The 24,188-nt window shown below is 65.0% G+C and carries 16 protein-coding genes and 2 tRNA genes; 10 read left to right on the top strand and 8 right to left on the bottom strand.

Annotated features, from left to right (window positions below; genetic code table 11):
* Positions 1-93 precede the first annotated feature (93 nt).
* Positions 94-2,928, top strand: coding sequence for a caspase family protein (locus GN330_RS09310; RefSeq protein ID WP_156712405.1), 2,835 nt, complete (start codon positions 94-96; stop codon positions 2,926-2,928).
* Positions 2,929-3,056: 128 nt separating this feature from the next.
* On the opposite strand, the gene ald is transcribed toward GN330_RS09310, so the two are convergent.
* Entirely contained in the window at positions 3,057-4,172 is a 1,116-nt protein-coding gene (gene ald, locus GN330_RS09315; RefSeq protein WP_156712406.1) for an alanine dehydrogenase, read from the bottom strand.
* A gap of 155 nt (positions 4,173-4,327) precedes the next feature.
* Here ald and GN330_RS09320 point away from each other — a divergent pair, with 155 nt between their 5' ends.
* A complete protein-coding gene (locus tag GN330_RS09320) occupies positions 4,328-4,801 on the top strand; it encodes an Lrp/AsnC family transcriptional regulator (protein WP_156712407.1) in 474 nt (157 codons plus the stop codon).
* Between the two features lie 7 nt (positions 4,802-4,808).
* Here GN330_RS09320 and GN330_RS09325 read toward each other — a convergent pair whose 3' ends face one another.
* Complete coding sequence (locus GN330_RS09325) at positions 4,809-6,134, bottom strand: mechanosensitive ion channel family protein (protein ID WP_156712408.1); 1,326 nt, start codon at positions 6,132-6,134, stop codon at positions 4,809-4,811.
* Positions 6,135-6,436: 302 nt separating this feature from the next.
* Here GN330_RS09325 and GN330_RS09330 point away from each other — a divergent pair, with 302 nt between their 5' ends.
* Together GN330_RS09330 and GN330_RS09335 are read left to right on the top strand one after the other, a co-directional pair.
* A complete protein-coding gene (locus tag GN330_RS09330; RefSeq protein WP_197435103.1) occupies positions 6,437-8,839 on the top strand; it encodes a putative bifunctional diguanylate cyclase/phosphodiesterase in 2,403 nt (800 codons plus the stop codon).
* Positions 8,840-9,114: 275 nt separating this feature from the next.
* Positions 9,115-11,091: a bifunctional 2',3'-cyclic-nucleotide 2'-phosphodiesterase/3'-nucleotidase gene (locus tag GN330_RS09335; RefSeq protein ID WP_156712410.1), complete on the top strand. Its 1,977-nt coding sequence runs from the start codon at positions 9,115-9,117 to the stop codon at positions 11,089-11,091.
* Between the two features lie 132 nt (positions 11,092-11,223).
* Here GN330_RS09335 and GN330_RS09340 read toward each other — a convergent pair whose 3' ends face one another.
* The 6 genes from GN330_RS09340 to GN330_RS09365 all read right to left on the bottom strand — a co-directional run bounded on the left by GN330_RS09340 (position 11,224) and on the right by GN330_RS09365 (position 17,096).
* Entirely contained in the window at positions 11,224-11,520 is a 297-nt protein-coding gene (locus tag GN330_RS09340; protein ID WP_156712411.1) for a hypothetical protein, read from the bottom strand.
* Positions 11,521-11,636: 116 nt separating this feature from the next.
* The gene (locus GN330_RS09345; protein WP_156712412.1) at positions 11,637-12,884 is read right to left on the bottom strand and encodes an SAM-dependent methyltransferase; all 1,248 of its coding nucleotides are present in this window, start codon (positions 12,882-12,884) and stop codon (positions 11,637-11,639) included.
* Between the two features lie 46 nt (positions 12,885-12,930).
* On the bottom strand, positions 12,931-13,773 hold the full coding sequence (locus GN330_RS09350) for a DUF1365 domain-containing protein (RefSeq protein WP_156712413.1): 843 nt from the start codon (positions 13,771-13,773) through the stop codon (positions 12,931-12,933).
* An 8-nt stretch (positions 13,774-13,781) separates the two neighbouring features.
* Complete coding sequence (locus GN330_RS09355) at positions 13,782-15,125, bottom strand: NAD(P)/FAD-dependent oxidoreductase (protein WP_156712414.1); 1,344 nt, start codon at positions 15,123-15,125, stop codon at positions 13,782-13,784.
* Positions 15,122-16,588, bottom strand: a complete 1,467-nt coding sequence (locus GN330_RS09360; protein ID WP_156712415.1) for a cryptochrome/photolyase family protein — start codon at positions 16,586-16,588, stop codon at positions 15,122-15,124. The genes GN330_RS09355 and GN330_RS09360 overlap by 4 nt, the downstream gene beginning before the upstream one ends.
* Positions 16,589-17,021: 433 nt before the next feature.
* Positions 17,022-17,096, bottom strand: a tRNA-Asn gene (locus GN330_RS09365).
* A gap of 211 nt (positions 17,097-17,307) precedes the next feature.
* Here GN330_RS09365 and GN330_RS09370 point away from each other — a divergent pair.
* From GN330_RS09370 to GN330_RS09395, 6 genes are all read left to right on the top strand, one after another.
* Positions 17,308-17,589 (top strand): hypothetical protein, encoded by a 282-nt coding sequence (locus GN330_RS09370; RefSeq protein WP_156712416.1) that lies wholly within the window; start codon positions 17,308-17,310, stop codon positions 17,587-17,589.
* Between the two features lie 92 nt (positions 17,590-17,681).
* A tRNA-Cys gene (locus GN330_RS09375) sits at positions 17,682-17,755 on the top strand.
* 84 nt (positions 17,756-17,839) lie between these two features.
* The gene (locus GN330_RS09380; protein ID WP_156712417.1) at positions 17,840-18,511 is read left to right on the top strand and encodes a protein-L-isoaspartate O-methyltransferase family protein; all 672 of its coding nucleotides are present in this window, start codon (positions 17,840-17,842) and stop codon (positions 18,509-18,511) included.
* 349 nt (positions 18,512-18,860) lie between these two features.
* A complete protein-coding gene (locus tag GN330_RS09385) occupies positions 18,861-20,171 on the top strand; it encodes a TolC family outer membrane protein (protein WP_246188643.1) in 1,311 nt (436 codons plus the stop codon).
* 137 nt (positions 20,172-20,308) lie between these two features.
* Positions 20,309-21,022 (top strand): PopZ family protein, encoded by a 714-nt coding sequence (locus GN330_RS09390; RefSeq protein WP_156712419.1) that lies wholly within the window; start codon positions 20,309-20,311, stop codon positions 21,020-21,022.
* A gap of 201 nt (positions 21,023-21,223) precedes the next feature.
* Positions 21,224-24,007 (top strand): valine--tRNA ligase, encoded by a 2,784-nt coding sequence (locus tag GN330_RS09395; RefSeq protein ID WP_156712420.1) that lies wholly within the window; start codon positions 21,224-21,226, stop codon positions 24,005-24,007.
* Positions 24,008-24,188 lie beyond the last annotated feature (181 nt).

The following is a 24,188-nucleotide window of genomic DNA, read 5'->3' on the forward strand; positions in this document are numbered from 1 at the left end:
GGTCTGTTTTGCGGGAAAATCTCGTGATTTCGCCATTTTTTCCGATAGACTGGTTGGTAGGCAAACGGAACAAAACCGGCGCGTGGGGGCTGCATGCGCAAGCTGTTGTTCATCCTCTTCCTAGTGTTCTTCGGAACGGCTGGCGCCTGTTGGGCGCAAAAACGGGTTGCCCTGGTGATCGGCAACGGTGCTTACGAAGGCACCGGACAATTGGTCAACACGATCAACGATGCCAGGGCGATCGGCGAATCCCTCGAAGCGCTCGGCTTCGATGTCACGCTGGCAAACGACATCGATCGCCGCGCCGCGATTTCCGCGATCGACGCGTTTACCCGGCGGCTGACGGACGCCGACATCGCGTTCCTGTTTTATGCCGGGCACGGCATGCAGATTTCCGGGCGGAACTTCCTGCTGCCGGTCGATGTCGACATATCGAGCGAGCGCGCACTGCGCTACAGCGCCATCGACATCGGCGAGGTGGTGGCCGAGATGGAAAGCCGGGCGCGGGTGACGCTGGTCGTGCTCGATGCCTGTCGCGACAATCCCTATGTCGACGCCATCGCAAAAACCGTACAGGACGACCGCGCGGCGCGCCCGCTCGAGGGTCTGTCGTTGATGCGGCTTTCTGGCCGAGGCGCGATCATCGCCTACGCCGCCGCTGCCGGTGAAGTCGCAAGCGACGGCACCGGCGACCATTCGCCCTACAGCGAGGCCCTGCTTGAAGAGATCGCCACGCCGGGCGTGGAAGTGGGGCTGATGTTTCGGCGCGCGGCCGGCCGTGTCTTCGAGGCGACGGGCGGCATGCAGCGGCCGGAGCTTCTGGTGCGTCTGGTCGACGAGGTCTACCTGAAACCCGCGCCCGCGGTCGAAGTCGCGATCGCGGACGACCCCGGTTCGGCGTCGGCGGCCCGGCCGGTCGCCGACCAGGCGGCGACCCAGCCGGCACCGCCGGCGCCGGAGGAAATCGTGGTGGCCGCGGCGGCGGCCGAAAAGGGGGTCGTCGTGCGCTCGACGCGCGCGGAAGGGTTTTTCGGCAACCGCGCCATCCGCAAGCCGGTGTGGGCGGAGAAGGTTGCGGCTCCGGTCGTGCCGGACTACCGCCGCGCCGCGCCGAAACCGATCGTCGAGGCCGACGGCAATGACAGTTATGGCTCGGCCCAGGCCATTCCGCCCGACGCCCGCGTCGAGGGCAGGATAACCCCGCGCGGCGATCGCGACTGGTATCGGCTGACGGTGCCGATCGCCGGCCTGCTGCGCGTCGGCGCCGACGCGCCGCCGGAAAACATCGACCTTTACGCCCGGCTTTGGAACGCCGATGTCGCCGTTGCCGGCAACTGGCAAGGCGCCCCGCGCGATGGCGGTGCGCTCGACGCCGTTTTCGAGATTCCGGCAGCCGGCGAGTACCGGATCGAGATCGCCGACGGCAATAACAGCGCCGACAGCGCCGCGCCGTTTGCGATCGATTTCGAGTTCCTGCCGTCGAACGATCCGCTGGAACCGAACGACACGGTCGGCGCGGCAAAGCCGCTGCCGCTGCCCAGCGCCGTCCGGCCGGCGATCTTTCCGCGCGGCGACCGCGACTGGCTGCGGTTCTGGATCGCGCAGCCGGGGCTCTTGAGCGTCGTTGCGGAAAACGTGCCGGACCGTCTCGACATCGCCTTGCGACTGTGGAACCTCGACGGCGATGTCGTGCAAAACTGGCAACAGCCTGCACGCGCCGGCGGCGACACCGTGCTGGAGGCGGAACTGGCGGTGCCGGGCGTCTACGTACTGGAGATGGCCGATGGCAACAATGACGCATCGAGCCATGAAACCTTCGACCTGTCGGCCAGCTTCACGCCTGTCGAGGACGAGACCGAGCCGAACGAAAGCTTTGCCGAGGCAGCGCCGGTCGAACGCTCCGGCCGGCGCAAGCTGGCGATCTTCCCGCGCGGCGACCGCGACTGGCTCAGCATCGATGTCGAGCAGCCCGGCGAATTGCGCATGCTGGCGACCGGATCGCCGGAACAGCTCGATATCCACATGCGGGTGTGGGATTCCAACAAGGATGTAATCCGCAACTGGATCGCGCCGCTCAGACGGGGCGGGGACACCGACGGATTTGTCGACCTGCCGCGTCCCGGCCGCTATTTCGTCGAGATCGCCGATGGCAATTCCGATGCGTCGAGCGCGCATCTGTTTGAGTACCGGTTGGCGTTCACGCCGCAGCCCGACCAGTACGAGCCCAATGACGGGCCGGCCGAGGCGGCGCCATTGACCCCCGGCGGGGAGATCTTATTCAACATCCTGCCCAAGGGCGACCGGGACTGGTTCAGGGTTGAAGTGCCGGCGCAGGGTGAACTGGCGATTTCGATCGACGAGGGTCCCGACAATCTCGATTTGCACTATCGGGTGTGGGATGCCAACCGCGCCGTCATCCGCAATTGGGTGGCGCCCTACCGCAAAGGCGGGCTGACCGAGGGGTTCGTCGATCTGGCTACGGAAGGCAGCTACTTCATCGAGGTCGCGGACGGCAACAACGATGCGCGCTCGATCGATCACGCGACCTTGAAGACAGTCTTTACCGCGACCGGAGACCGGTTCGAGCCGAACGACAGTTTCGGCGCGGCGCGCCCGGTGTCACCCGGTGTCGTCTTTCATGCGACCATGCTGCCCCTGGGCGATGCGGACTGGTTTCTTGTCGAGGCGCCTCGCGCGGGCGAATTGGCGGTGGTGATCGACGAGGTCGATCCGGAACTCGACATCCATGTGCGGTTGTGGAACCCCGACGGCAAGGCCGGAAGCTGGGTGGGGCCGCCGCGCAAGGGCGGCGTTACCGAGGCGCGTCTGCCGGTCGAAGGGCCCGGCCATTACAGGCTCGAGGTCAGGGACGGCAACAATGACGCCCGCTCGCCGAACCCGTTCAGGGTCGAGATCGGGTTTCAATAGGTTGCTTGCGAGCTTCCGCCTTCCGGGCGCCGGTCGGGCGCTGGCCGGCATCCACGGCGCGGTTTCGAAAAAGAAGACCCGCGGGCGAAAACCCGCGGGCCGGTGGGGAGGTGTCCCTTCAAATCCGCTCAGGCGGCAAGCACGGTCCTGGGTTCGGCCATTTCGTAGCCGAGCGCTTCGGCCACCGCGCGATTGGTGATCTTGCCCCGATGGACGTTGAGCCCGTTTCTGAGATGGGTGTCGTCGGCCAGCGCGCGCAGCCCCTTGTCGGCAAGCTGGAGGCCGTATTGCAAGGTGGCGTTGTTGAGCGCGTGCGCGGAGGTGACGGGAACGGCGCCCGGCATGTTGGCCACGCAATAATGGATGATGCCGTCGACCTCGTAGGTCGGCTCGGCATGAGTGGTCGCGTGCGAGGTCTCGAAGCAGCCGCCCTGGTCGATCGCGACATCAACCAGAACCGCGCCCTTCTTCATGCCCGACAGCATCTCGCGGGTGACCAGCTTGGGCGCCGCGGCGCCCGGGATCAGCACCGCACCGACGACGATATCGGCCGAAAAACATTCCTCCTCGAGCGCCTCGACGGTCGAATAGCGGGTGTGGATACGGCCGTTGAAAATGTCGTCGAGCTGACGCAGGCGCGGGATCGAGCGGTCAATGATGCTGACGTCGGCGCCGAGGCCGACCGCCATCTTGGCCGCCTGCAGGCCGACGACGCCGCCGCCGATGATGGCGACCTTGCCCGGAAGCACGCCGGGCACGCCGCCCAGAAGCACGCCGCGGCCGCCATTGGCCTTCTGCAGCGCGGTGGCGCCGGCCTGGATCGCCAACCGTCCGGCGACTTCCGACATCGGGGCCAGCAGGGGCAGGCCGCCGCGGTCGTCGGTTACGGTCTCATAGGCAATCGCCGTCACGCCCGACTTGACGAGACCCTCGGTCTGGTCCGGATCGGGGGCGAGATGCAGATAGGTGTAGAGAAGCTGGCCTTCGCGAAGCTGCACCCATTCGCCGGGCTGCGGTTCCTTGACCTTGACCACCATGTCGGCCTTGGCAAAAACCTCTTCGGCGGTTTTGGCGATGCGCGCGCCCGCCGCCTTGTAGGCGCTGTCGTCGGCGCCGATGCCGGCGCCGGCGCCGCTCTGCACGAGTACGTCGTGGCCGTGGGCGATGTATTCGCGCACCGAGCCCGGGGTCAGGCCGACGCGATATTCATGGTTCTTGATTTCCGTCGGGCAGCCCACAAGCATAACCGCTCTCCTCCACCGGTTGCGGGTTGTATTCAGGATGGATGTTGAGTAGAGCACATTGCGTTGCGCATGTGTTTGCGAAGTCGGCGGGGGCACCCGGGAATTTTCGCCGATCCTTGCGTATTTTAGAGAAAAACTCGAAGATAATCCCGATTATGAGCCTCGACCGGATCGATTACGCCATTCTCGATACGTTGCAGCGGGACGGGCGGATTTCCAATGCCGCGCTTGCCGAGAAGGTCGGGCTGTCGCAGTCGGCCTGCTCGCGCCGTCTCGACAGTCTCGAGAAATCCGGCGTCATCCACGGTTATCACGCCAAGCTGTCAAACGCCGCGCTCGGCTACAAGATGACGGCGATCGTGCACATTTCGCTGTCGGGCCAGTTCGAAAAGTCGCTGGCCGAATTCGAGGCGGCCATCAAACGCTGCCCCAACGTGCTGTCCTGCCATTTGATGTCGGGCGAATATGACTATGTTCTCAGGATCGCTGCGCGCGATCTGGAGGATTACGAGCGCGTTCACAAGGAATGGCTGACGGCGATGCCGCATGTCATCAAGATCAACTCCTCCTTCGCCTTGCGCGAGGTGATCGACCGGACCGGTGTCGGCATAAGACCCGATATCGCGTGAGGCAGCGTCAGTCTCGCGGCGACGCGGCCGGTTCGCCGTCCTCGACCCTGACCGGCGTCTTCATGACGATCTCGCGGTGCGGGTAGGGGATCTGGACGCCGTTTTCCTTAAAAGCGTCCCACAGGGCGAGCAGCACCCGGCCACGGACATTGGTCAGGCCCTGCTGGGGATCGCGGATCCAGAAGCGCAGCACGAAATCCAGCGAGGACTCACCGAACCCGGTCAGCCAGCACACCGGTCGGCGATCTGCGTCGACGCGGCCGACGCTCGTCGCCGCCTCGATCGCCAGCGCGCTGACGGTGTGCGGATCGGCCTCGTAAGAGACGCCGAAGGCGACGTCGAGACGCACCAGCTCGTCGCTGAACGACCAGTTGATCACGCGTTGGGTTATGAAGTCTTCGTTCGGGATCAGATATTCGCGCCCGTCTCGGGTGACGACGGACACGAAGCGGGCCCGCAACTCGCGGATCCAGCCGAACGTGTCGCCGAGCGAGATGGTATCGCCCGGCTTGATCGACTTGTCGAGCAGGATGATGATGCCGGAAATGAAGTTCGAAACGACTTTCTGCAGGCCGAAGCCAAGGCCCACGCCGACCGCGCCGGAAAACACCGTCAGTGCAGTCAGGTCGACGCCGACGGCCGACAGCGCCACGACGCCGGCCAGAAGCACCAGCCCGATTTTGGCGATCTTGCCGATCAGGACCCGGATCGACGGCGTCAATTCGGCCGAATTCTGGACGCGGCGCTCGACGAAATTGCCGATCGCGTTGGCGAGCCACAGGGCGGCGGTGAGCAGGACGGCGACCTTCAGCACCATCAGTGCGGAAATGCGCAATTCGCCGACCGGCAGCGCCAGCCGATCGAGCAGCGTGGCGGCCGTATTGTCGAATTGCAGGATCACCAGGGCGGCATAGAGCCATAACAGCCAGGCGACCGTGCGCGCGACAACCCGGTTGCGGATCACCCGCGAGGCGACCGAGACGAGAAGCCAGACGAGGGCCAGGGAGAACGCGGTCGAGACCAGCCAGCTCCGGCTTGGCCAGGTAAGCTCCCTGAGTGCGGTCAGCGCCACGAACAGCAACAGCACGAAGACGATCCAGTTGGTGCGGCGGATCGTGGCCACGGCGACCCGCAACAGGCCGGGCTGACCCTTGATGTGGCGCGCCAGCCCTTCGAGCCTGGTTTCCAGGGCGTTGCCGATCGGCTTGGCCAGCGCGAACAGCAACACGATCAGTCCGATTTGGTAAAAGAACCACGCGTCCGAGGCGTAGCGGACGGCGGTGTCGACGAAGAGCGCGAGGCGGTCCGCCAAAAACTGCACGTAATCGTTCATCGCGTCTGAACTGCCCTTTCGGCCATTGCGGCGGCAGGCGCCGCTCGTCGCGAGTCTGAAACCGCATGGTAGAGCCTTTCATGGCGAGATTGAACCGGTTCGCCCGGCGTGCCTGGCCAATTCCGGCAATCGTCGACCCGACGGCAACTGGCGCGGTTCGACGGCACCTTGCCGCGCCGCCTGGACGTCCCACGAGACGGTTTTGTATCCAACCTCTAAAATTAGACCGGATCGGTAAGGCTTTTCGTTCCTTTGCGGACCTATGGTCGAGGTGCCGCGAGGGAAATCAGTTCGGGACAGATATGGGTGAGCGCGCCGGGATGGCTTTCCTGCGTGGATGGGTAGGCAAGGACTTCACATCCAGCATCATGCGTTGCCGATCGGTGACGACCGAGCAGCGGCTGCTGGTACGCACCGACCAGGTCGAGGCGATCAACCGGCTGCGACCCGTCGCAATCCTCGCCCATCTGCTTGGCGCGCTGATCGTGCTCGACGCGCTTGCGCGTTCGGACGACGCGGCGATCGTGCCGGCCTGGTTCGGGGTGATGCTGGCCGCGATCATTTTCGACATTCTGAGCGGACCGCCTCTGGCCGGCCAGAGGCCGGCGCGCGACGAGGTCGCCGCCCAATACTGGCGCAATATCGTCATCTGCTTCCTGTTCGGCGCGGTGTGGGGCAGCCTGCCATTGATTTTCTACGCCGGCGCGGACGAGGGCGTTCGCCACATATTGACGGTGTTGATAACCGCCTATCTGGCCTCCTCGGCTTTTATCCTCGCTGCCTTGCCGCTGGCCGTGTTCGCCTTTTCGGTTCCGATCGCGATCATGATGGTCGTCACCTTCGTGCAGGCCGGCGTGGTCGGCCACACCTTCGAACTCCAGTTGATCGGCGTCTACGCGCTCGCCTTCCCGATCGCGCTGCGCCAGCATGCCAGTGCGTTCGCCGAACGGGTGATTGCGATGGCTCAGGTGCGGGAGCAAACCCAGCTCATTTCGTTGCTTCTGCATGATTTTGAAGCGAATTCAAACGACTGGCATTGGCAGTGCGATTCCCGGTTGAACCTCGTGCGCGCCTCCGATTCGTTTGCCAAACAGTCCGGCTTGTCCGCCGGCAGGCTCAGCCGGCTGCGGCTCGACCGCGTGCTGACGATGTGCGCGTCACCCCGAGAAAGGGCCGGCGACCGGCGCGAGGAAGTGTTGCTGCATCTCTTGCGCGGCGAGGCGTTCCGCGACTGCGCGGTGCTTCTCGTAATCGACGGGCACGAGCGCTGGTGGTCGATCACGGGTACGCCGACCTATGATCGCGACGGTGTTTTCGCCGGCTTCCGCGGTATCGGCCGCGATATCGGGGCGCAGAAGATCAAGGAGGAAGAGCTCGAATATCTCGCCCACCACGACAGTTTAACGGGTGTCGGCAACCGGGCACGTTTCAACCGCGAATTGGTGCGTGCCCGCGGACTTGCCGAGGCGGCTTCGCGCCGCTTCGCGCTGGTGCTTTTCGACCTCGACGATTTCAAGGCAATCAACGACACCGCCGGACATTCTGTCGGCGACACCGTGCTGCAAACCACCACGCGTCGCATCGCCGGATTTCTGCCGCGCGATTCTTTCCTGGCACGGATCGGCGGCGACGAATTCGCCGCCATTATCGAGATTAAGGAAAACATGGACGCCGCGCGCCTGCGCGAGATCGTCGAGAAGGTCGTGCACGAGGTGGCGCGACCGGTCGAATCGTCGGACGGCACCTTCAAGGTCGGCGTGAGCGCGGGGATCGCCGTCATGCCCGATGACGGCCGCGACCCCGAACAATTGATGCAGCTCGCCGACATTGCGCTCTACGATGCCAAATCGCGCGGCAAGGAGCAGGTGCGCTTGGCCAGCAACGAGGCGGGCGCGGCCTTCGCGCGTAGAAAACAGCTCGAACTCGATCTGTGGAAGGCGATCTCGCGCGGCGAGATCTTCGTCGAGTTCCAGCCGGTGGTCTCGGCGCGCACCGGTCGCCCGATCCTGTTCGAGGCGCTCGCCCGCTGGCGCCATCCCGATTTCGGCCTTGTCGAGCCCGGTGATTTTGTCGCGCTCGCCGAGCAGACCGGCAGCATCGGCGAGATCGGCGCCTGGGTGCTCGCCGAGGCTTGCGGCCGGGCCGCCATGTGGCCGCAGGCGGTGCGTGTCGCGGTCAACATTTCCCCGCGCCAGCTCGAATATGGCGACCTACCGGACCTGGTGCGGGCCGTGCTGGAGACCACCGGCCTTGTGCCGAACCGGCTCGAGATCGAGGTCACCGAAAGCGCCTATCGCGGTGGCGTGGGCCTAGTCGCGAGCGTGGTGGCGCAATTGCACGAGCTTGGCGTGACCGTGGCCATGGACGATTTCGGCACCGGTTATTCCAGCCTGTCATCGCTGCGCGAGGTTCCGTTCGACAAGATCAAGATCGACCAGTCGCTGGTGGGCCAGGGAGCCGCCGACAAGCGCACGGTCAGCGTGCTGCGCTCGATCGTCACCATCGGCCGCACGCTCGGCATGCAGGTCACGGCGGAGGGGGTGGAGACACCCGAGCAGGAGGCCTTTCTGCGCGGCATCGGCGTGGACAGCCTGCAGGGTTTCTATTTCGGGCGCCCGATGCCGGGCGATGCGGTCGCCGATCTCCTGACGGCGGACACACAGTCGAAGAACGTGCCGGGCTCGTCGCGCAACAGCGCTGCCTGAATCCGGATAGAGCCAGCATCCGATCCGGTCGCGCCGGGCAAAACCGCGGCCGGCGTCACAATTGCGGCCCGGCCCGCGTTTCAGCCTTGCCTCGCGCCTTTTTCGGACCGACACTCGCTTTCGGGTGATGGCGACATGGTGCGCAGCCGCAATGGCGCGGACGCGGTCATGCGGCCGTCATCGAAATCTGCTGGATGAAACGCGCAACTCCGCGACCTGATACACAGCGACGCAGCGCACGGGGCGCGACCGTCCAGAAATCCAGGGAGACGACAATGTCCGCAATGCTCCATCCGATTTCCCGCCGCCTATTCCTGTCCGGTGCGGCAGCACTGGGCGGCGTGGTCATGCTCCATCCCTTCGCCGCGCGTGCGAGCGCCAATCAGGCCCATCTGCGGCTGATGGAAACGACCGATCTGCATGTGCACGTATTTCCCTACGATTATTATGCCGACCGGCCGAACGACACGATGGGTCTGGCGCGCACCGCCGCGATCATCGATGGAATCCGCGCCGAGGCCGGCAATTCGATGCTGATCGACAATGGCGATTTTCTGCAGGGCAACCCGATGGGCGACTATATCGCCTATCAGCGCGGCATGAAGGATGGCGACATGCATCCGATCATCTCCGCCATGAACACGCTGGGCTATGAATGCTCCACGCTCGGCAATCACGAGTTCAATTACGGGCTCGACTTCATGTTCAAGGTGCTGGCGGGCGCGAACTTCCCGTTCGTGTGCGCCAACCTGACCAAAGGGTCGCTGGCTGCCAACGCGCGCGACGACGCGCTGTTCATCAAGCCGTACGTGATCCTCGACAAGACGATCACGGACGGCGCGGGCCAGGACCATCCGATCCGGGTCGGCCTGATCGGCTTTGTGCCGCCGCAGATCATGAACTGGGACGCCCGCCACCTGACCGGCAAGGCAATGACGCGCGACATCGTCAAGGCGGCCGAGGCCTGGGTGCCGCAAATGCGCGAAGAGGGCGCCGATATCGTGATTGCCCTGTCGCACTCGGGCGTCGGGCCGGCCCAGTATGAGGAGAACCTCGAAAACGCCTCGCTGCACCTGGCCGGCGTCGACGGCATCGACGCGATCGTCACCGGCCACAGCCATCTCGACTTCCCGGGCCCGAAATTCGAGGGCATGGAGGGTGTCGACAACGCCAAGGGCACGATCGGCGGCAAGCCGGCCGTGATGGGCGGGTTCTGGGGCTCGCATCTCGGCCTGATCGACCTGATGCTGGAGCGCGACGGCAAGAACTGGCGCGTGAGCGCCTCGACCAGCGAGGCGCGGCCGATCTTCGAGCGCGTCGACCGCAAGGCCAAACCACTGGTCGAAAGCAAGGCCGAGGTCGAGGACGCGGCCCGCGACATGCACGAGGCGACACTGGCCTATGTGCGCACCGCCGTCGGCAAAACCGCGGCGCCGCTGCATTCCTATTTCGCGCTGGTGGCCGACGATCCCTCCGTGCAGATCGTGTCCCAGGCGCAGACCTGGTACATCGCCGACATGCTGAGCGAGACCGAGCACAAAGACCTGCCGGTGCTGTCGGCGGCCGCGCCGTTCAAGGCCGGCGGTCGCGGCGGACCGGACTATTATACCGACGTTCCGGCGGGCGACATCGCGATCAAGAACGTCGCCGACCTCTATCTCTATCCGAACACGGTCCAGGCGGTGCTGGTGACCGGCGCCCAGGTCAAGGACTGGCTCGAGATGTCGGCTGGAATCTTCAACCAGGTCGAACCCGGCAAGGCCGACCAGACGCTGATCAACACGGAGTTTCCGTCCTATAATTTCGACGTCATCGACGGCGTGACCTACAGGATCGACCTGGCTCAGCCGCCGAAATACGATCCGAAGGGCAATCTCATCAACGAGGGCGCCAACCGGATCGTGGCGCTCGAGTTCGACGGCAAACCGATCGATCCGGAGCAGAAATTCGTCGTTGCGTCGAACAATTACCGCGCCGGCGGCGGCGGCAATTTCCCCGATATCGGTCCGGACAAGGTGATCTTCCAGGCGCCTGACACCAATCGCGACGTGATCGTGCGCTTCATCGTCGAGCAGGGCACCATCAATCCGGCGGCCGACGCCAACTGGTCGTTCGCGCCGGTGGACGGCGCGACCGTGCTGTTTGAGACCGGCCCGAAGGCGAAGGACTTCATTGCCGACGTCAAGGGCGTGGCGATCGAGGCCGCCGGCGACGGCGCCGACGGTTTCGCCCAATACCGCATCACGCTTTAGGCGCGGATGTTGCGAGATTGAATCGAGATCGTGCTTCAACACTCTGAAGGAGCACGATCTTTCCACTCTCGCGCAAGGACGGCGACAAGAGCCGCTTTCGCAGGCGTTACGGCGCGGCCGGATGAAAGGCCGTCAGAGCGGGTCTTGCGGATTGGCCGGGCTGGAGGGGAAGTTGCTGCCGATATCCTTGGCCAGATCGCCGCTTCCGCAGCTCTTGCGGCTGTATTCCATCCTTGCGTCGGTCCACATGTCCTGCAGGAACTTGAACAGGATCCTGAGTGACTTCATCACCAGGCCGCGAATGTCCTGGTTGGGATGGTTGGACCAAGATCGCATCTGCGCGACCACGGCGTCGGCCGAGCCGATGATCAGCTTGCCGACCTCGGTAAGACCCTTGCAGTCATATTCGCTGAACCGATTGCTAGCCATGAAACCCTCCTTTTCGGGGACGGTTTCATTGTGCGGGCCGCGGATGGAGCCGACAGCGAACTAATTAACACAGCCGGTATCGGTTGCGCGCGGCGTCGCGCGTCATGCGCGGCGTATCAGGCCTTGTAGACCACCTGCCTGACGTCGATGAATTCGGCCCGGAAGCCGGCCTCGCAATAATGCAGGTAGAACTCCCACAACTTCTTGAAACGCTCGTCGAAGCCGAGTGGCATGATCTTTTCCCACGACGCCCAGAAGCGGGCGCGCCATTCGGCCAGCGTGCGGGCGTAATCCTGCGGAAAAGCCCGTTCGCGCAGGAAGGAAAGCCCCTGTTCGGCGCCGAGACTGCGCAGGATTTCCGGCGTCGGCAGCATGCCGCCGGGGAAGATGTAACGCTGGATGAAGTCCGGCCGGTTGCGATAGAGCTTGAAGGCCTCTTCGTTGATGGTGATGATCTGCAAGGCTGCGGTTCCGTTCGGCTTCAGGCATTGCTTGACCTTGCCGAAAAACACCGGCCAGTATTTTTCGCCGACCGCCTCGAACATCTCGATCGAGGCGATATTGTCGTAGCGGCCCTGTTCGTCGCGGTAATCCTGCAACTTGATCTCGACCTTCTCGGCGAGGCCGGCCTTGTGGATGCGCTCGCGCGCGAAATCATGCTGTTCGCGGCTGATCGTCAGGCCGGTCACCTTGCAGCCGATCTCGCGCGCGGCGAATTCGGCGAAACCGCCCCAGCCGCAGCCGATTTCCAGCACGTGGCTCGACGGCCGCAGGTCGCCGTCGCGGGCAAGTGCGCGGTATTTGGCCGCCTGGGCGGATTCAAGGTCGTTGGCGCCGGTCGAAAACAACGCCGAGGAATAGGTCATGCTCGGGTCGAGCCAGGTTCGGTAGAAATTGTTGCCGAGATCGTAATGGGCGGAAATGTTGCGCTTAGAGCCGGTGCGGGTGTTTTCGTTGAGCCAGTGGCGCAGGCGCTGGAAGGCCATCAACACCCGGCTCGCGCCGCCGGCAACCTCTTCGCCGGTTTCCTGGTTGACCACGAAAAGCTCCAGGAAGGTGGTCACGTCGGGACTGTCCCAGTCGCCGTCCATATAGGATTCGGCCACCCCGATCGTGCCGAGGGAAAAGGCGCGGCCGGGCAGTTTCCAATTGTTGAGGATCAGGTGCGCGTCAGGGCCGGCGGCGTTGCCGCCGACGCCGAACCGGCGCCCGTCGGGCGAAACGATCGTCAGCGTGCCCCTGGGAAGCCGCATCGCGGCCGACAACACCATGCGCGCGCGGCGCGGCAGGCCGCGCGTGCGCGCGGCGAAATTGTCCGCGTTCAACCAGATCGTTTCCGGTGCCTCAGCTGCGATCCCAACCATCGCGTTCTCCTGTCCCCTCCGGCAGCGCGCCGTCGTCGCGGCAACCTCATGCGTCCGCCTCCCGTGCCTCGGTGTCGCCAAAGCTGGCCCGTCGAGGGGGAGGCGGGCTCCTGAAGAATGGCGCTCCCTTCAGCCACAGACGCAATGCCTCGAAGTGAATGCCGGCGATAATCTTCCATGTCAGAAGCGGAAATCGCAAGAGGCAACGGCAAAGCCCGGCATTGGTGACCGGCGCGCCGTCGCCCGAAAACGTCGCTGCGAGCACCGGCCTGCCGGCCTCGGTCTCGTGGATGCGAAGCTTGACGGCGCGCCCCGGCGGCAGAATGCGGAAATGGTAGCGCGCGTCCATCGAGATGAAGGGCGAGACGTGGAAAAGCTTGTCGCGGCTCTGGCGCAGGCCGGCCTCGGAGAGTTCGCCGCGCGCGACCGGCGCAACATAGGTGTGCCGTTCGCCGAACGTGTTGCGGACGGCGTAGATCGCCGCGATCAGCCGGTCCTGGCCATCATAGGCGAAATAGACCGCAAGCGGATTGAAGACGTACCCGAACACACGGGGATAAGCGAGCAAGACGATACGCGCGGCCCGTTCGCCAAGACCGGCCTGGGCCAGCAGACGGTCGGTATGGGCGCGCAGCGAGAGGCCGTCATCGGTATGGTCATCCTCGCGCAGGGACAGCACGTTGGGCCGGTTGACCGACAGAAGCGGCGACAGGCGGTCGACCTCGTCGAGCCGGTCGACGTCGATCAGCAGCGAATAGACCGCATAGGCGAAACGATGACCGAACGGGGAAAGCCGCTGATGCATGACCTGGCCGCGGTAAAGCCACGCCGCCTCACGCGGCGGCGGACCGTTCTTGGCAAGGGTCGTTATGCGTCGGGCCCTGGTCATCGCGTCACCTATTCCGCCGCGAGCGCCGGTTCGGCGGCGCGGGGCAGGGCCTGGCGCCAGGGAACCGAGGCGCCGAGCCGCTCGGCGACGCTCAGTCCCGAGCGCAGGCCGTCCTCGTGGAAACCGTGCCCGGTCCAGGCGCCGGCATACCAGCAATGGCCGCGACCCTGGATGTCGTCCAGCCGCGCCTGCGCCGACAGCGCGGCGGCGTCGAATTGCGGATGGTCGAAGGACCATTCCCCGAACACCGTGTCGGCCCGCGGCTCGGTGACCGGATTGAGCGAGACGAACAGCGGACAGGCCGCGTCGATCCCCTGCAATTCGTTCATCCAGTAGGTTACGCAGACCTCGGTTTCGGTATCCATGGCGCTGGTGCGCATATAATTCCACGCCGCCCAGGCGGCGCGCCGTTTTGGCATCAGCCGCGGGTCGCGGTGCAGGATCGCCCGGTTCGGCCGGTAGGGGATCGCTGACAAGACGGTGCGTTCGACCTGGCTCGGCCGGTCCAATATGGCGAGCGCCTGGTCGGTATGGCAGGCAAGCAGCACCTCGTCGAAGCGTTCGGGCGCCGCGCCGCGCGCGAACACGGTGACGCCGGCATCGTCGCGCCGTATCGCCTCGACCGGCCGTGCCAGCCGCAGCCTGTCGCCCAGCGGCGCCAGGAGCCGGTCGAGATAGGTTTGGGCCCCGCCAGTCACCGTACGCCAGGCCGGGCGTTCATTGTGGATCAGCCGATGGTTTTCGAAGAACGACACGAAGGTCGCGGCTGGATAGTCGAGCATTTTCGCCCGGGGCGTCGACCAGATCGCGGCCGCCATCGGGATCAAGTAATCGTCGCGCAGGGCGGTGGAGAACCGTCGCCGGGCGAGATAGTCGCCGATGGTCACCCCGCCGAGCAGTCCCGCTTCGCGGTCGGCCAGACATTGCCGGTTGAAGCGCAGGATCTCGCGCAGCATCCACAGGAAGGACGGCGAAAACACGTTGCGTTTCTGGGCGAAGATCGTCCGGTAGGTCTGGCCGCTCCATTCCAGCCGCCCGTCGTCGAGCGACAGCGAAAACCCCATCCGGCTTTCCTGGGTGGCCACGCCCAGATGCGCGAACAGCCGGGTGAGTTGGGGATAGTTGGGTTCGTTATAGACGATGAAGCCGGTGTCGACGGCGATCTCGCGTCCCCGGTAGTCGATCCTGGCGGTGGCGGTGTGGCCGCCCGGCCGTGAGGCGGCTTCGAACAGGGTGACGTCGTGGCGCGGATGCAGGGCCCAGGCGGCGGCGGCGCCGGAAATGCCGGACCCCACGATCGCGATCTTCCTGCGGCCCGGATCGGCCTTGCGGCGAATGGCGACAACCGTCATCGTGTTCCTTTCATCGCGTCGTAGGCTGCCAGCGCAGCGGCGCGGGCCTTGCGGTGTTCGACGATAGCTACGGGATAGGTGGCGCCGAGTTTCACGCCGGCCTCAGAAAGCGTGTCGGCCGGCGCCTGCCAGGGCTTGTGGATGTATCGGCTGGGAAGCCGCGCCAATTCGGGCACGAAGTCGCGCACATAGGTCCCGTCCGGATCGAATTTTTCGCCCTGCAGGACCGGGTTGAAAATACGGAAATAGGGGGCTGCGTCGGCGCCGGAGCCGGCCACCCATTGCCAGTTCGCCGGATTGCTGGCCGGATCGGCGTCGACGAGCGTGTCCCAGAACCAGGCCTCGCCGTCGCGCCAGTCCTGCAACAGATGCTTGGTCAGAAAGGAGGCGGCGACCATGCGGACCCGGTTGTGCATCCAGCCCGTGCGCCACAATTGGCGCATACCGGCATCGACGATCGGATAGCCGGTGCGTCCTTGTTGCCAGGCTGCAAGCAGGCCGGCGTCGGGTCGCCAGGCAAAAGCGTCGAAATCCCGGTTGACGGTTTTCGATGCGAGATCGCGATTGTGAAACAGCAGGTGATAGGAAAATTCGCGCCAGGCGATCTCCTTGCGAAACGTTTCCAGGTCGCGCGCGGGCGTGTCGAGGTCGGGGCGGTTAAGCGCGTGCCAGATCTGGAACGGCGTGATCTCGCCATGGGCCAGATGCGGCGAAAGCCGCGAGGTCACGGCATCGGCGGGGCGGTCGCGCCCCTCGGCATAGTGCTGCAAACCCGCGTCGAGAAATTCCGCCAGGCGTTGCCGCGCGCCGGCCTCGCCCGGGGTCCAGGCGTCGCGCAGGCCGCCGGCCCAGTCGGGCGCCGTCGGCAGCAGGGACCAGTTTTCGAGCCCATCGGAGGCGATCGGTGCTGGCAGCGGACGGATCGCCTTCGGCGCGGCGACGGGCGCGCGCGGCTCGCCGCTTGCGGCGAGCGCGCGCCAGAACGGCGAATAGACCTTGTAGGGCCCGCCGGTCCCGGTCGTCAGCCGTGACGGTTCGTGCAGCAGGTGGCCGTCGAAGCTTCTTGCCTCCAGGGCACGTTCGCGCAGCGCCGTTTTCAGCGCCGAATCGGCGGCGATGCCGACGGGATCGTAACGCCGGTTCCAATAAATCGCATTCGCCTGTGTGTCCTCGACCAGCGACAGCACAGTGGCCAGGGTCGGCCCGCGCCGCAGGGTCAAGCCGGCGCCGCGCTCGGAAAGTGAAGCGCGCAGCCGTTCGAGCGCGTGATGCAGCCACCAGCGGCGCGCGCCGCCGGGCGGGCGGCCGCCATCGGCGCCGTCGTCGAAAACGAATACCGGCAGCACCGGCCGGCCGGTGTCTGCCGCCGCGTTCAGCGCCAGATTGTCGGCAATCCGCAGGTCGTTGCGAAACAGCAATAGCACCGGCGGTTCGGGCGGGGCGTCGGTTTTTTGGGCGGGCAAGGGTGGTCTCCGGATCGCGCGAATCTGGTGCCGGCGGCAGTTCTGAGGGTCGAACCGGCGGGACGAAGTCCGATTACGCGCGCTGATGCGATCTGGATTGCATCAAGGGGAGAAATGGCACCGATCGCGCCAACCCCTCGGTCTCGGTGCGGTTATTTCCGGTTTGGTGCGAGGAACCAGTGTCGGAGCGGAGTATGTTTCGGCTGTGACGCAGGCCGACGGACGAAAATCAAACGGCGCCGGAAACGAAAAAGGCCGGGTTTTGCCCCGACCTTTCCCCGCGTCTCGACACGCACCGCCAGTTCATCCGTGGTCGGCGCGCGGAGACGATCTCAATGTGACGAAAGCACTAGCATCCGCCTATGTCGGCACGATGACAAGGCGTGGCGATGCGCCAGTTTTCCGGTCTGGTGGGCTGATTTTTTGAAGAAAATGGCTCCCCGGGCCGGATTCGAACCAGCGACCAACCGGTTAACAGCCGGTTGCTCTACCGCTGAGCTACCGGGGAACACGGGCTCGCGAAGTGGGCTGCCTATAGCAAAACCGTTTCGGTTTTGCCAAGCGCCATTTTGGCGAATTCGGTCGAAACGGGCCTCTTGTGGGAAAAATCTCGCGACCATGGCGCGTCCGCGTCTCGCATTTGCCGCCGCCGCCCATCATATGAGACGACTGAAATGCAATGCCGGCAGGTCACCGGCATTGTCGCGGAGGAGCGAGCGATGAGCGGCCACGGTACAGACGGGACGACGTCCAAACCGTCCTTCAGGTTTTACGGCCGCACCGTGCCGATGCCGCGGTCGCGGCTGGCGCGCATCGTCGTCGGCGGCGTGCTGGTGTTTTTGGGTCTGTTTTTCGGATTCCTGCCGGTTCTGGGTTACTGGATGGTCCCGCTCGGGTTGCTTGTGCTGTCCTATGACATCGCGGCGATTCGCCGGTTGCGCCGCCGGCTGGTCGTATGGTGGGAGCGCCGGCGGAAAACCTCCACGCCCCGGTCGAACTGAACCGGCGGATTGGGATGCGGAAAATCAATTCAGACGCTTGTCGGTCCGGTGACCCTCTGTTAACAGATCGCTTCGTAAAGCCTGGGGGGCGAGGCCTCGTGGCGGAGTGGTTACGCAGAGGACTGCAAATCCTTGCACCCCGGTTCGATTCCGGGCGAGGCCTCCAATTCCCGGGTTCCATCATGTCAGGGCGGCGCTCGCTGCCCACTTCGTTCGTATGGCCGCTTTGCGGTGAAGATGGGCAGGCGGGATGAGCACCGATTTCGAGCAGTTGCGGGAAAAAATGGTCGACGGTCAGTTGCGTACGACCGACGTGACCAATCTGTCCGTCCTCGACGCCTTTTTGTCGGTGCCGCGCGAGGCGTTCGTGCCGGCGCGCCTCAGGGACCTGGCCTATATCGACGAGGATGTCGACATCACCCCGCCGGACGGCGAAACCCGGCGTTTTCTCATGGAGCCGTCGCCGCTGGCCAAGCTGATCCAGCTCGCCGAGGTGGACGCGGGCGACATCGTGCTCGATGTCGGTACCGGCACCGGCTATTCGGCGGCGATCCTGTCGCAGCTTGCCGGCTCGGTGATCGCGCTGGAAAGCGATGCCGCACTCGCCGCCCAGGCGAGCGAGCGCCTGTCAGAGCTTGGCTGCGACAATGTCGCGGTCGTGGAAGGCGCGCTCGAAGCGGGCTACCCGTCCGAAGCGCCCTACGATGTCATCCTCGTCGCCGGGGCGGTCGATCGGATACCGGACGCGATCTTCGAGCAGATGAAGGAGGGCGGTCGTCTCGTCACCGTCGAGGGCCATGGCAATGCCGGCGTTGCGCGGCTCTACCTCAAGCAGGTTGGCCATGTGTCGGGGCGCTGGGCTTTCAACGCGGCGGTCAAGCCCTTGCCTGGCTTCCAGGCCGAGCCCGCGTTCGAATTCTAAAGCATGCCTCTCGAAAGTGGAAAATGGTTTCGGGATCAAGACATGCGCGAAACCAAGAGCCTGAAGCACGCGGAGCGAACGTGAAAGATCGCGACACGCTTTAGGACAAAGCCCAAGGAGCCTGCCGGCGGCGGGTGCGGAATGGTTGCATGGCGGTCGCGGAGCCGGCATGTTGCGACGTCGAGTTTTTAGGGGTGGGCTTTTGATGCCCGCGGCGGGGACGAGCAGCGCTCAAAGCGGCGCTAGAGAGCAGTCGAAAACACCCGCGGTCGCGTTGGGTCGTGTTGAGAGGTTGGTTGTGGCGTCGTTGAACGGTAAGTTTCTCGCAGCGTTTCTGCTTTCCGCGGTGATGGTAACGCCGGTAGGCGCGGAGACCATCACCGGAGCGCTCTCCAAGGCCTATCAGAACAATTCGAGCCTGAATTCGGCCCGTGCCGGTGTGCGTGTCACCGACGAGGGCGTTCCGCTTGCCAAATCGGGCTATCGGCCGACGATCGCAGCGGTCGGTTCCGTCAACTATGCCAGCCAGGCCGGGACGCGGATCACCACCGGCTCGTTCGGCGTCGAGATCAGGCAGACCCTGTTTGACGGTTTCCAGACCAAGAACAATGTGCGCGCGGCCGAGGCGCGGGTGCGCGCGGCCAACGAGGCGCTGCGCAACACCGAGCAGAACACGCTGTTCAACGCGGCGTCGGCCTATATGGATGTGATCCGCGACCGGCAGATCGCGGCGTTGCGCGAGCGCAATCTGGCTTTCCTGGCGGAACAGGTGCGCGCGTCCAAATCGCGGTTCGAGGTGGGCGAGGGCACCCGCACCGATGTGGCGCAGGCAGAGGCGGGGCGGTCGGGCGCCGTGGCGCAGCTTTCGGCGGCGCGCGCGGCGGTGCTGTCGAGTTCGGCCGTCTACCGCCAGATCATTGGCGACGATCCGGGCAAGCTGCGCGCGGCCGGTCCGCTCACAAAGCTGTTGCCCGGCACGCTCGGTCAGGCGATCGCGATCGCGGCGGCCGAGCACCCGGCGATCAAGTCGACGCAGAATCTGGTCGACGCCTCGTCGTTCGCGGTGAAGTCTGCCGAGGGTGCGTTGTTGCCCGGCGTGACGGCGAGCGCGGGCGTTTCCCGCGGTTTTCGCAACAATTCCCCGGACCTGACCGGCACCAGCGGTACTTTCAATTCCGGCAATATCGGCGCCACGCTTACCATCCCGATCTACCAGGGTGGCGCGGCCTCGACAAATGTGCGCCGCTCGAAGGAAGAATTCGGCCAGGCCCGGATCGAGGTCGATGTCGCCCATGACGGTGTGCGCGCGGCGGTCACGTCGGCCTGGACGCAATATACGGCGAGCGCCGAAGTGGTGGCGGCCAGCCGCGAGGCGGTCTCCGCCGCCCAGCTTGCTCTCGACGGCGTGATCGAGGAGCGTAATGTCGGCCAGCGCACCACGCTCGACGTGCTCGATTCTCAGGATGACGTGATCACCGCCCAGATCAATCTGGTGACGGCCGAGCGCGACCTGGTCGTGGCGAGTTATGCCATCCTGTCGTCGATCGGCCGGCTTTCGATGCGCAATCTCGGTCTCAAGGTCGCCGAATACCGGCCTCAGGAGCATTATGAGGCGGTGAAGGACAAATGGTACGGCCTGCGTACCCCGGACGGTCGCTGAGCCACGGGCAGAGCAGGCTCGGCTATCCTGTGTGAAACCCAAATCAGCTCGCTGACGGGGATTCTCTCATAGAGTCCACTCGGTTAGGCTTGGCCTGATTCGGGGGCGCATCCCCCGTAACCGAGGGAGCAGCGGCCATGGCGAGCGAAGCGGCGGAATCCATCGTGCCACAGACGCAGAATTTGCAGAAAGAGCCGTCGATGGAGGAGATCCTGGCCTCCATCCGGCGCATCATCGAAGACAGTGACCAGGCGGGCCCGCCAGACGGGCCGGCCAACGAGGCCGGTGCATCGCCGAGCCAACCCGCCGCCGCCGATGACGACGCGCCGGCCGACGACGATGCAGTCGACCTGGGCGACGATCGCATGGCCGAGCCGAGCTGGACGGCGGGGCAGGTCGCGGGCGGCGAACCATCCGCGCCGCAACTCGACGCCGAGCCGGCAGACGAGGAGGAGCAGGCCATGCGGGCATGGCCCTCCGCGCCGGAAAGCCCGACGGACCACGACACCGCGACGGCGCAGGACGTCGCCAACTGGTCGGTGGCCATGGAAACGGAAATCGACAGGGCCTTGCCGCCATCGCCGGCCCAGGCCGACAGTGCCCCTCCCCAGGTCTCGGCCGTGGCTCCCGAGCGCGCATCCTCCATCCTGTCGGAGCAGACGAGCCGTCAGGTCGCCGCGGCGTTCGGCGAGCTCTCGGACGCGTTCGCGGAAAACCGGCGCCAGCGCTTCGACGACATGGCCGCGGAAATGATGCGGCCGATGCTGCAGGAATGGCTGGACAACAACCTGCCGACACTGGTGGAAAAACTGGTGCGCGAGGAGATCGAGCGCGTGGCGCGCGGCGGCTGAAGCACCTTTCGGCCCGGCATATCCGAAAAATGCGAAAGTCGACAGGCTGGCGGGCACTTTGAGGCACACCGCCGGCCGGGGCCGCCGCCGGCTCCGGTTGCTCTCGGGCCCGGGTGAGCGTTGCGCCGGCGCAGTTGACTCGCCTTGATCTGTCGGCTTTACACCGGGTTCTGACAGAGCCCTGCTGGCGCGGACATTCCAATGCTTGAAAAAAACTATGACGCGGCGAGCGTCGAGCCCCTGATCGGCAAGCGGTGGGAGGAAGCCCATTCCTTCCGTGCCGGAGCGGGTGCCGAACATGGGGCGGAAACCTATACGATCGTCATCCCGCCGCCCAATGTCACCGGCTCGCTGCATATGGGCCATGCGCTCAACAACACGCTGCAGGATATTCTGGTTCGCTTCGAACGGATGCGTGGCAAGGATGTGTTGTGGCAGCCGGGCATGGACCATGCCGGTATCGCCACCCAGATGGTGGTCGAACGCCAGCTCATGGAAAAGCAGATCCATCGCCGCGACCTGTCGCGCGAGGATTTCATCGACCGTGTCTGGCAATGGAAGGCCGCGTCAGGCGGCACGATCGTCAACCAGTTGAAACGGCTCGGCGCGTCCTGCGACTGGTCGCGCGAACGGTTCACCATGGACGAAGGCCTGTCGAAGGCCGTCATCGAGGTGTTCGTCACGCTCTTCAAACAGGGCCTGATCTACAAGGACAAGCGTCTGGTCAACTGGGATCCGAAGCTCTTGACGGCGATCTCCGACCTCGAGGTCGAGCAGGTCGAGCTCGATGGCCATCTGTGGCATTTCCGCTATCCGATCGCCGGCGTAGCCTTCGATCCGGCCGATCCGTCGACCTTCATCACGGTCGCGACGACACGACCCGAGACGATGCTCGGCGACACGGCGGTCGCCGTCCATCCCGAGGATGAGCGCTACAGCGACCTGATCGGAAAGCAGATCGAATTGCCGATCGTCGGCCGCAGGATCCCGATCGTCGCGGACGACTATTCCGATCCCGAAAAGGGCTCGGGCGCGGTCAAGATCACGCCGGCGCACGATTTCAACGATTTCGAGGTCGGCAAGCGCCACAAGCTGCGCGCCATCAACATCCTGACCGTCGAGGCCAAGGTCGCGATCACCGACAATGAGGATTTTGTCGACGGCCTCGAGCCGACGGACATGCAGCGCGCCGTTTGGGATCAGCTCGACGGCCTCGACCGGTTCGAGGCGCGCAAGCTGGTTGTGGCGATCATGGAGGAGGGCGGCTTTCTGGCGAAGACGGAGCCGCATCGCCACATGGTGCCGCATGGCGACCGCGGCGGGGTGCCGATCGAGCCGTTCCTGACTGACCAGTGGTATGTCGACGCCAAGACCCTGGCGCGTCCGGCGATCGAGAGCGTGCGCGAGGGCCGCACGAATTTCGTGCCGAAAAACTGGGAAAAGACCTATTTCGAATGGATGGACAACATCCAGCCCTGGTGCATTTCGCGCCAGCTTTGGTGGGGGCACCAAATTCCTGCCTGGTACGGGCCGGACGGTCACGTCTTCGTGGAAAAGACCGAGAAGGAGGCGCTCGACGCAGCGGTCGAATACTACCTCGCCGTCGATACGCCGTGGAAGGCGTGGGTGGAGGAAAAGCTGGAGAATTTCGCCCCGGGCGAGATTCTGACCCGCGACGACGATGTGCTCGATACCTGGTTTTCGTCGGCGCTGTGGCCGTTTTCCACGCTTGGCTGGCCCGACGAGACGCCCGAGCTGAAACGGTATTATCCGACCTCGGTGCTGGTCACCGGCTTCGACATCATCTTCTTCTGGGTCGCACGGATGATGATGATGGGCCTGCATTTCATGGAGGAGGAGCCGTTTCACACCGTCTATGTGCACGCGCTGGTGCGCGACAAGAACGGCGCCAAGATGTCGAAGTCGAAAGGCAACGTCATCGATCCGCTCGAGTTGATCGACCAGTACGGGGCCGACGCGCTGCGCTTCACCTTGACGATCATGGCCGCCCAGGGGCGCGACGTGAAGCTCGACCCGGCGCGTGTGGCCGGCTATCGCAATTTCGGCACCAAGCTGTGGAACGCGACGCGCTTCGCCCAGATGAACGGGGTCGCCGCCGATCCGGACTTCGATCCGCAAGCGGTGGCGCTGACTATTAATCGCTGGATCCTGACGGAACTGACCCGGACGGAAAGGGCGATCACCACGGCGATCGGTTCCTACCGCTTCAACGAGGCGGCGAGCGCGGCCTACGGCTTCGTCTGGAACCTTTTCTGCGATTGGTATCTGGAACTGCTGAAGCCGGTTTTCGCCGGCTCCGACGAGGCAGCCGTCGCCGAAAGCCGCGCGTGCGCGGCTTACGCGCTCGAGCAGATCTACAAGCTGCTGCACCCGATGATGCCGTTCATGACCGAGGAATTGTGGGCGCGCACGGCGCCGGACGGCACGCCGCGCGAGGACATGCTGGCGGTGACCGGCTGGCCGGAACTGGGCTTCGAGGACGAGGCGGCGGCGGCCGAGATCAACTGGCTGGTCGATCTCGTTTCGGGCATTCGTTCGGTGCGCGCGGAAATGAACGTGCCGCCGTCGGCGACCGCGCCGCTGGTGTTGGTCGGCGCCGAGCCGCTCACCAAGGAGCGTTTGAAGCGCCATGGCGAGGCGATCGGGCGCCTGGCGCGGGTATCGGAGATCACTGAGAAGAACGAGGCCCCGAAAGGGTCGGCGCAGATCGTGGTCGGGGAGGCGACGGCCTGTCTGCCGCTCGGCGATCTCATCGACTTGAAGGCGGAGGCGGATCGGCTCGAAAAGGAGATCGCCAAGCTCGACGGCGAGATCTCGCGCATCCAGAAGAAGCTCGCCAACGAGAAGTTCGTCGCCCGGGCCCCCGAGGGCATCGTGGCAAGCGAGCGCGAGAAGATGGCCGAGTTCCAGGCCTCGCGCGACCGCCTGAAAACGGCGCATGCCCGCGTCGCGGACGCCGGCTAGATGTCAAAGGCCGGTGCGCGGCCGGCGCGACATCGACGTGGGCGGGTCGCCTCGGCCCACCCGCCCGTGGCCGATCAAAAACGGTAGCCGTGCTTGAAAAAGCACGCGGTTGAGCGCACATAGGGGCAGTCACACGGGCCGGGCCCCTCTGGCAGGCAAGGCGTTGCCTGTGATGTCGGAC

It is taken from the genome of Nitratireductor arenosus (genome assembly GCF_009742725.1).
GTDB classification, from domain to species: Bacteria; Pseudomonadota; Alphaproteobacteria; order Rhizobiales; family Rhizobiaceae; genus Mangrovimarina; species Mangrovimarina arenosa.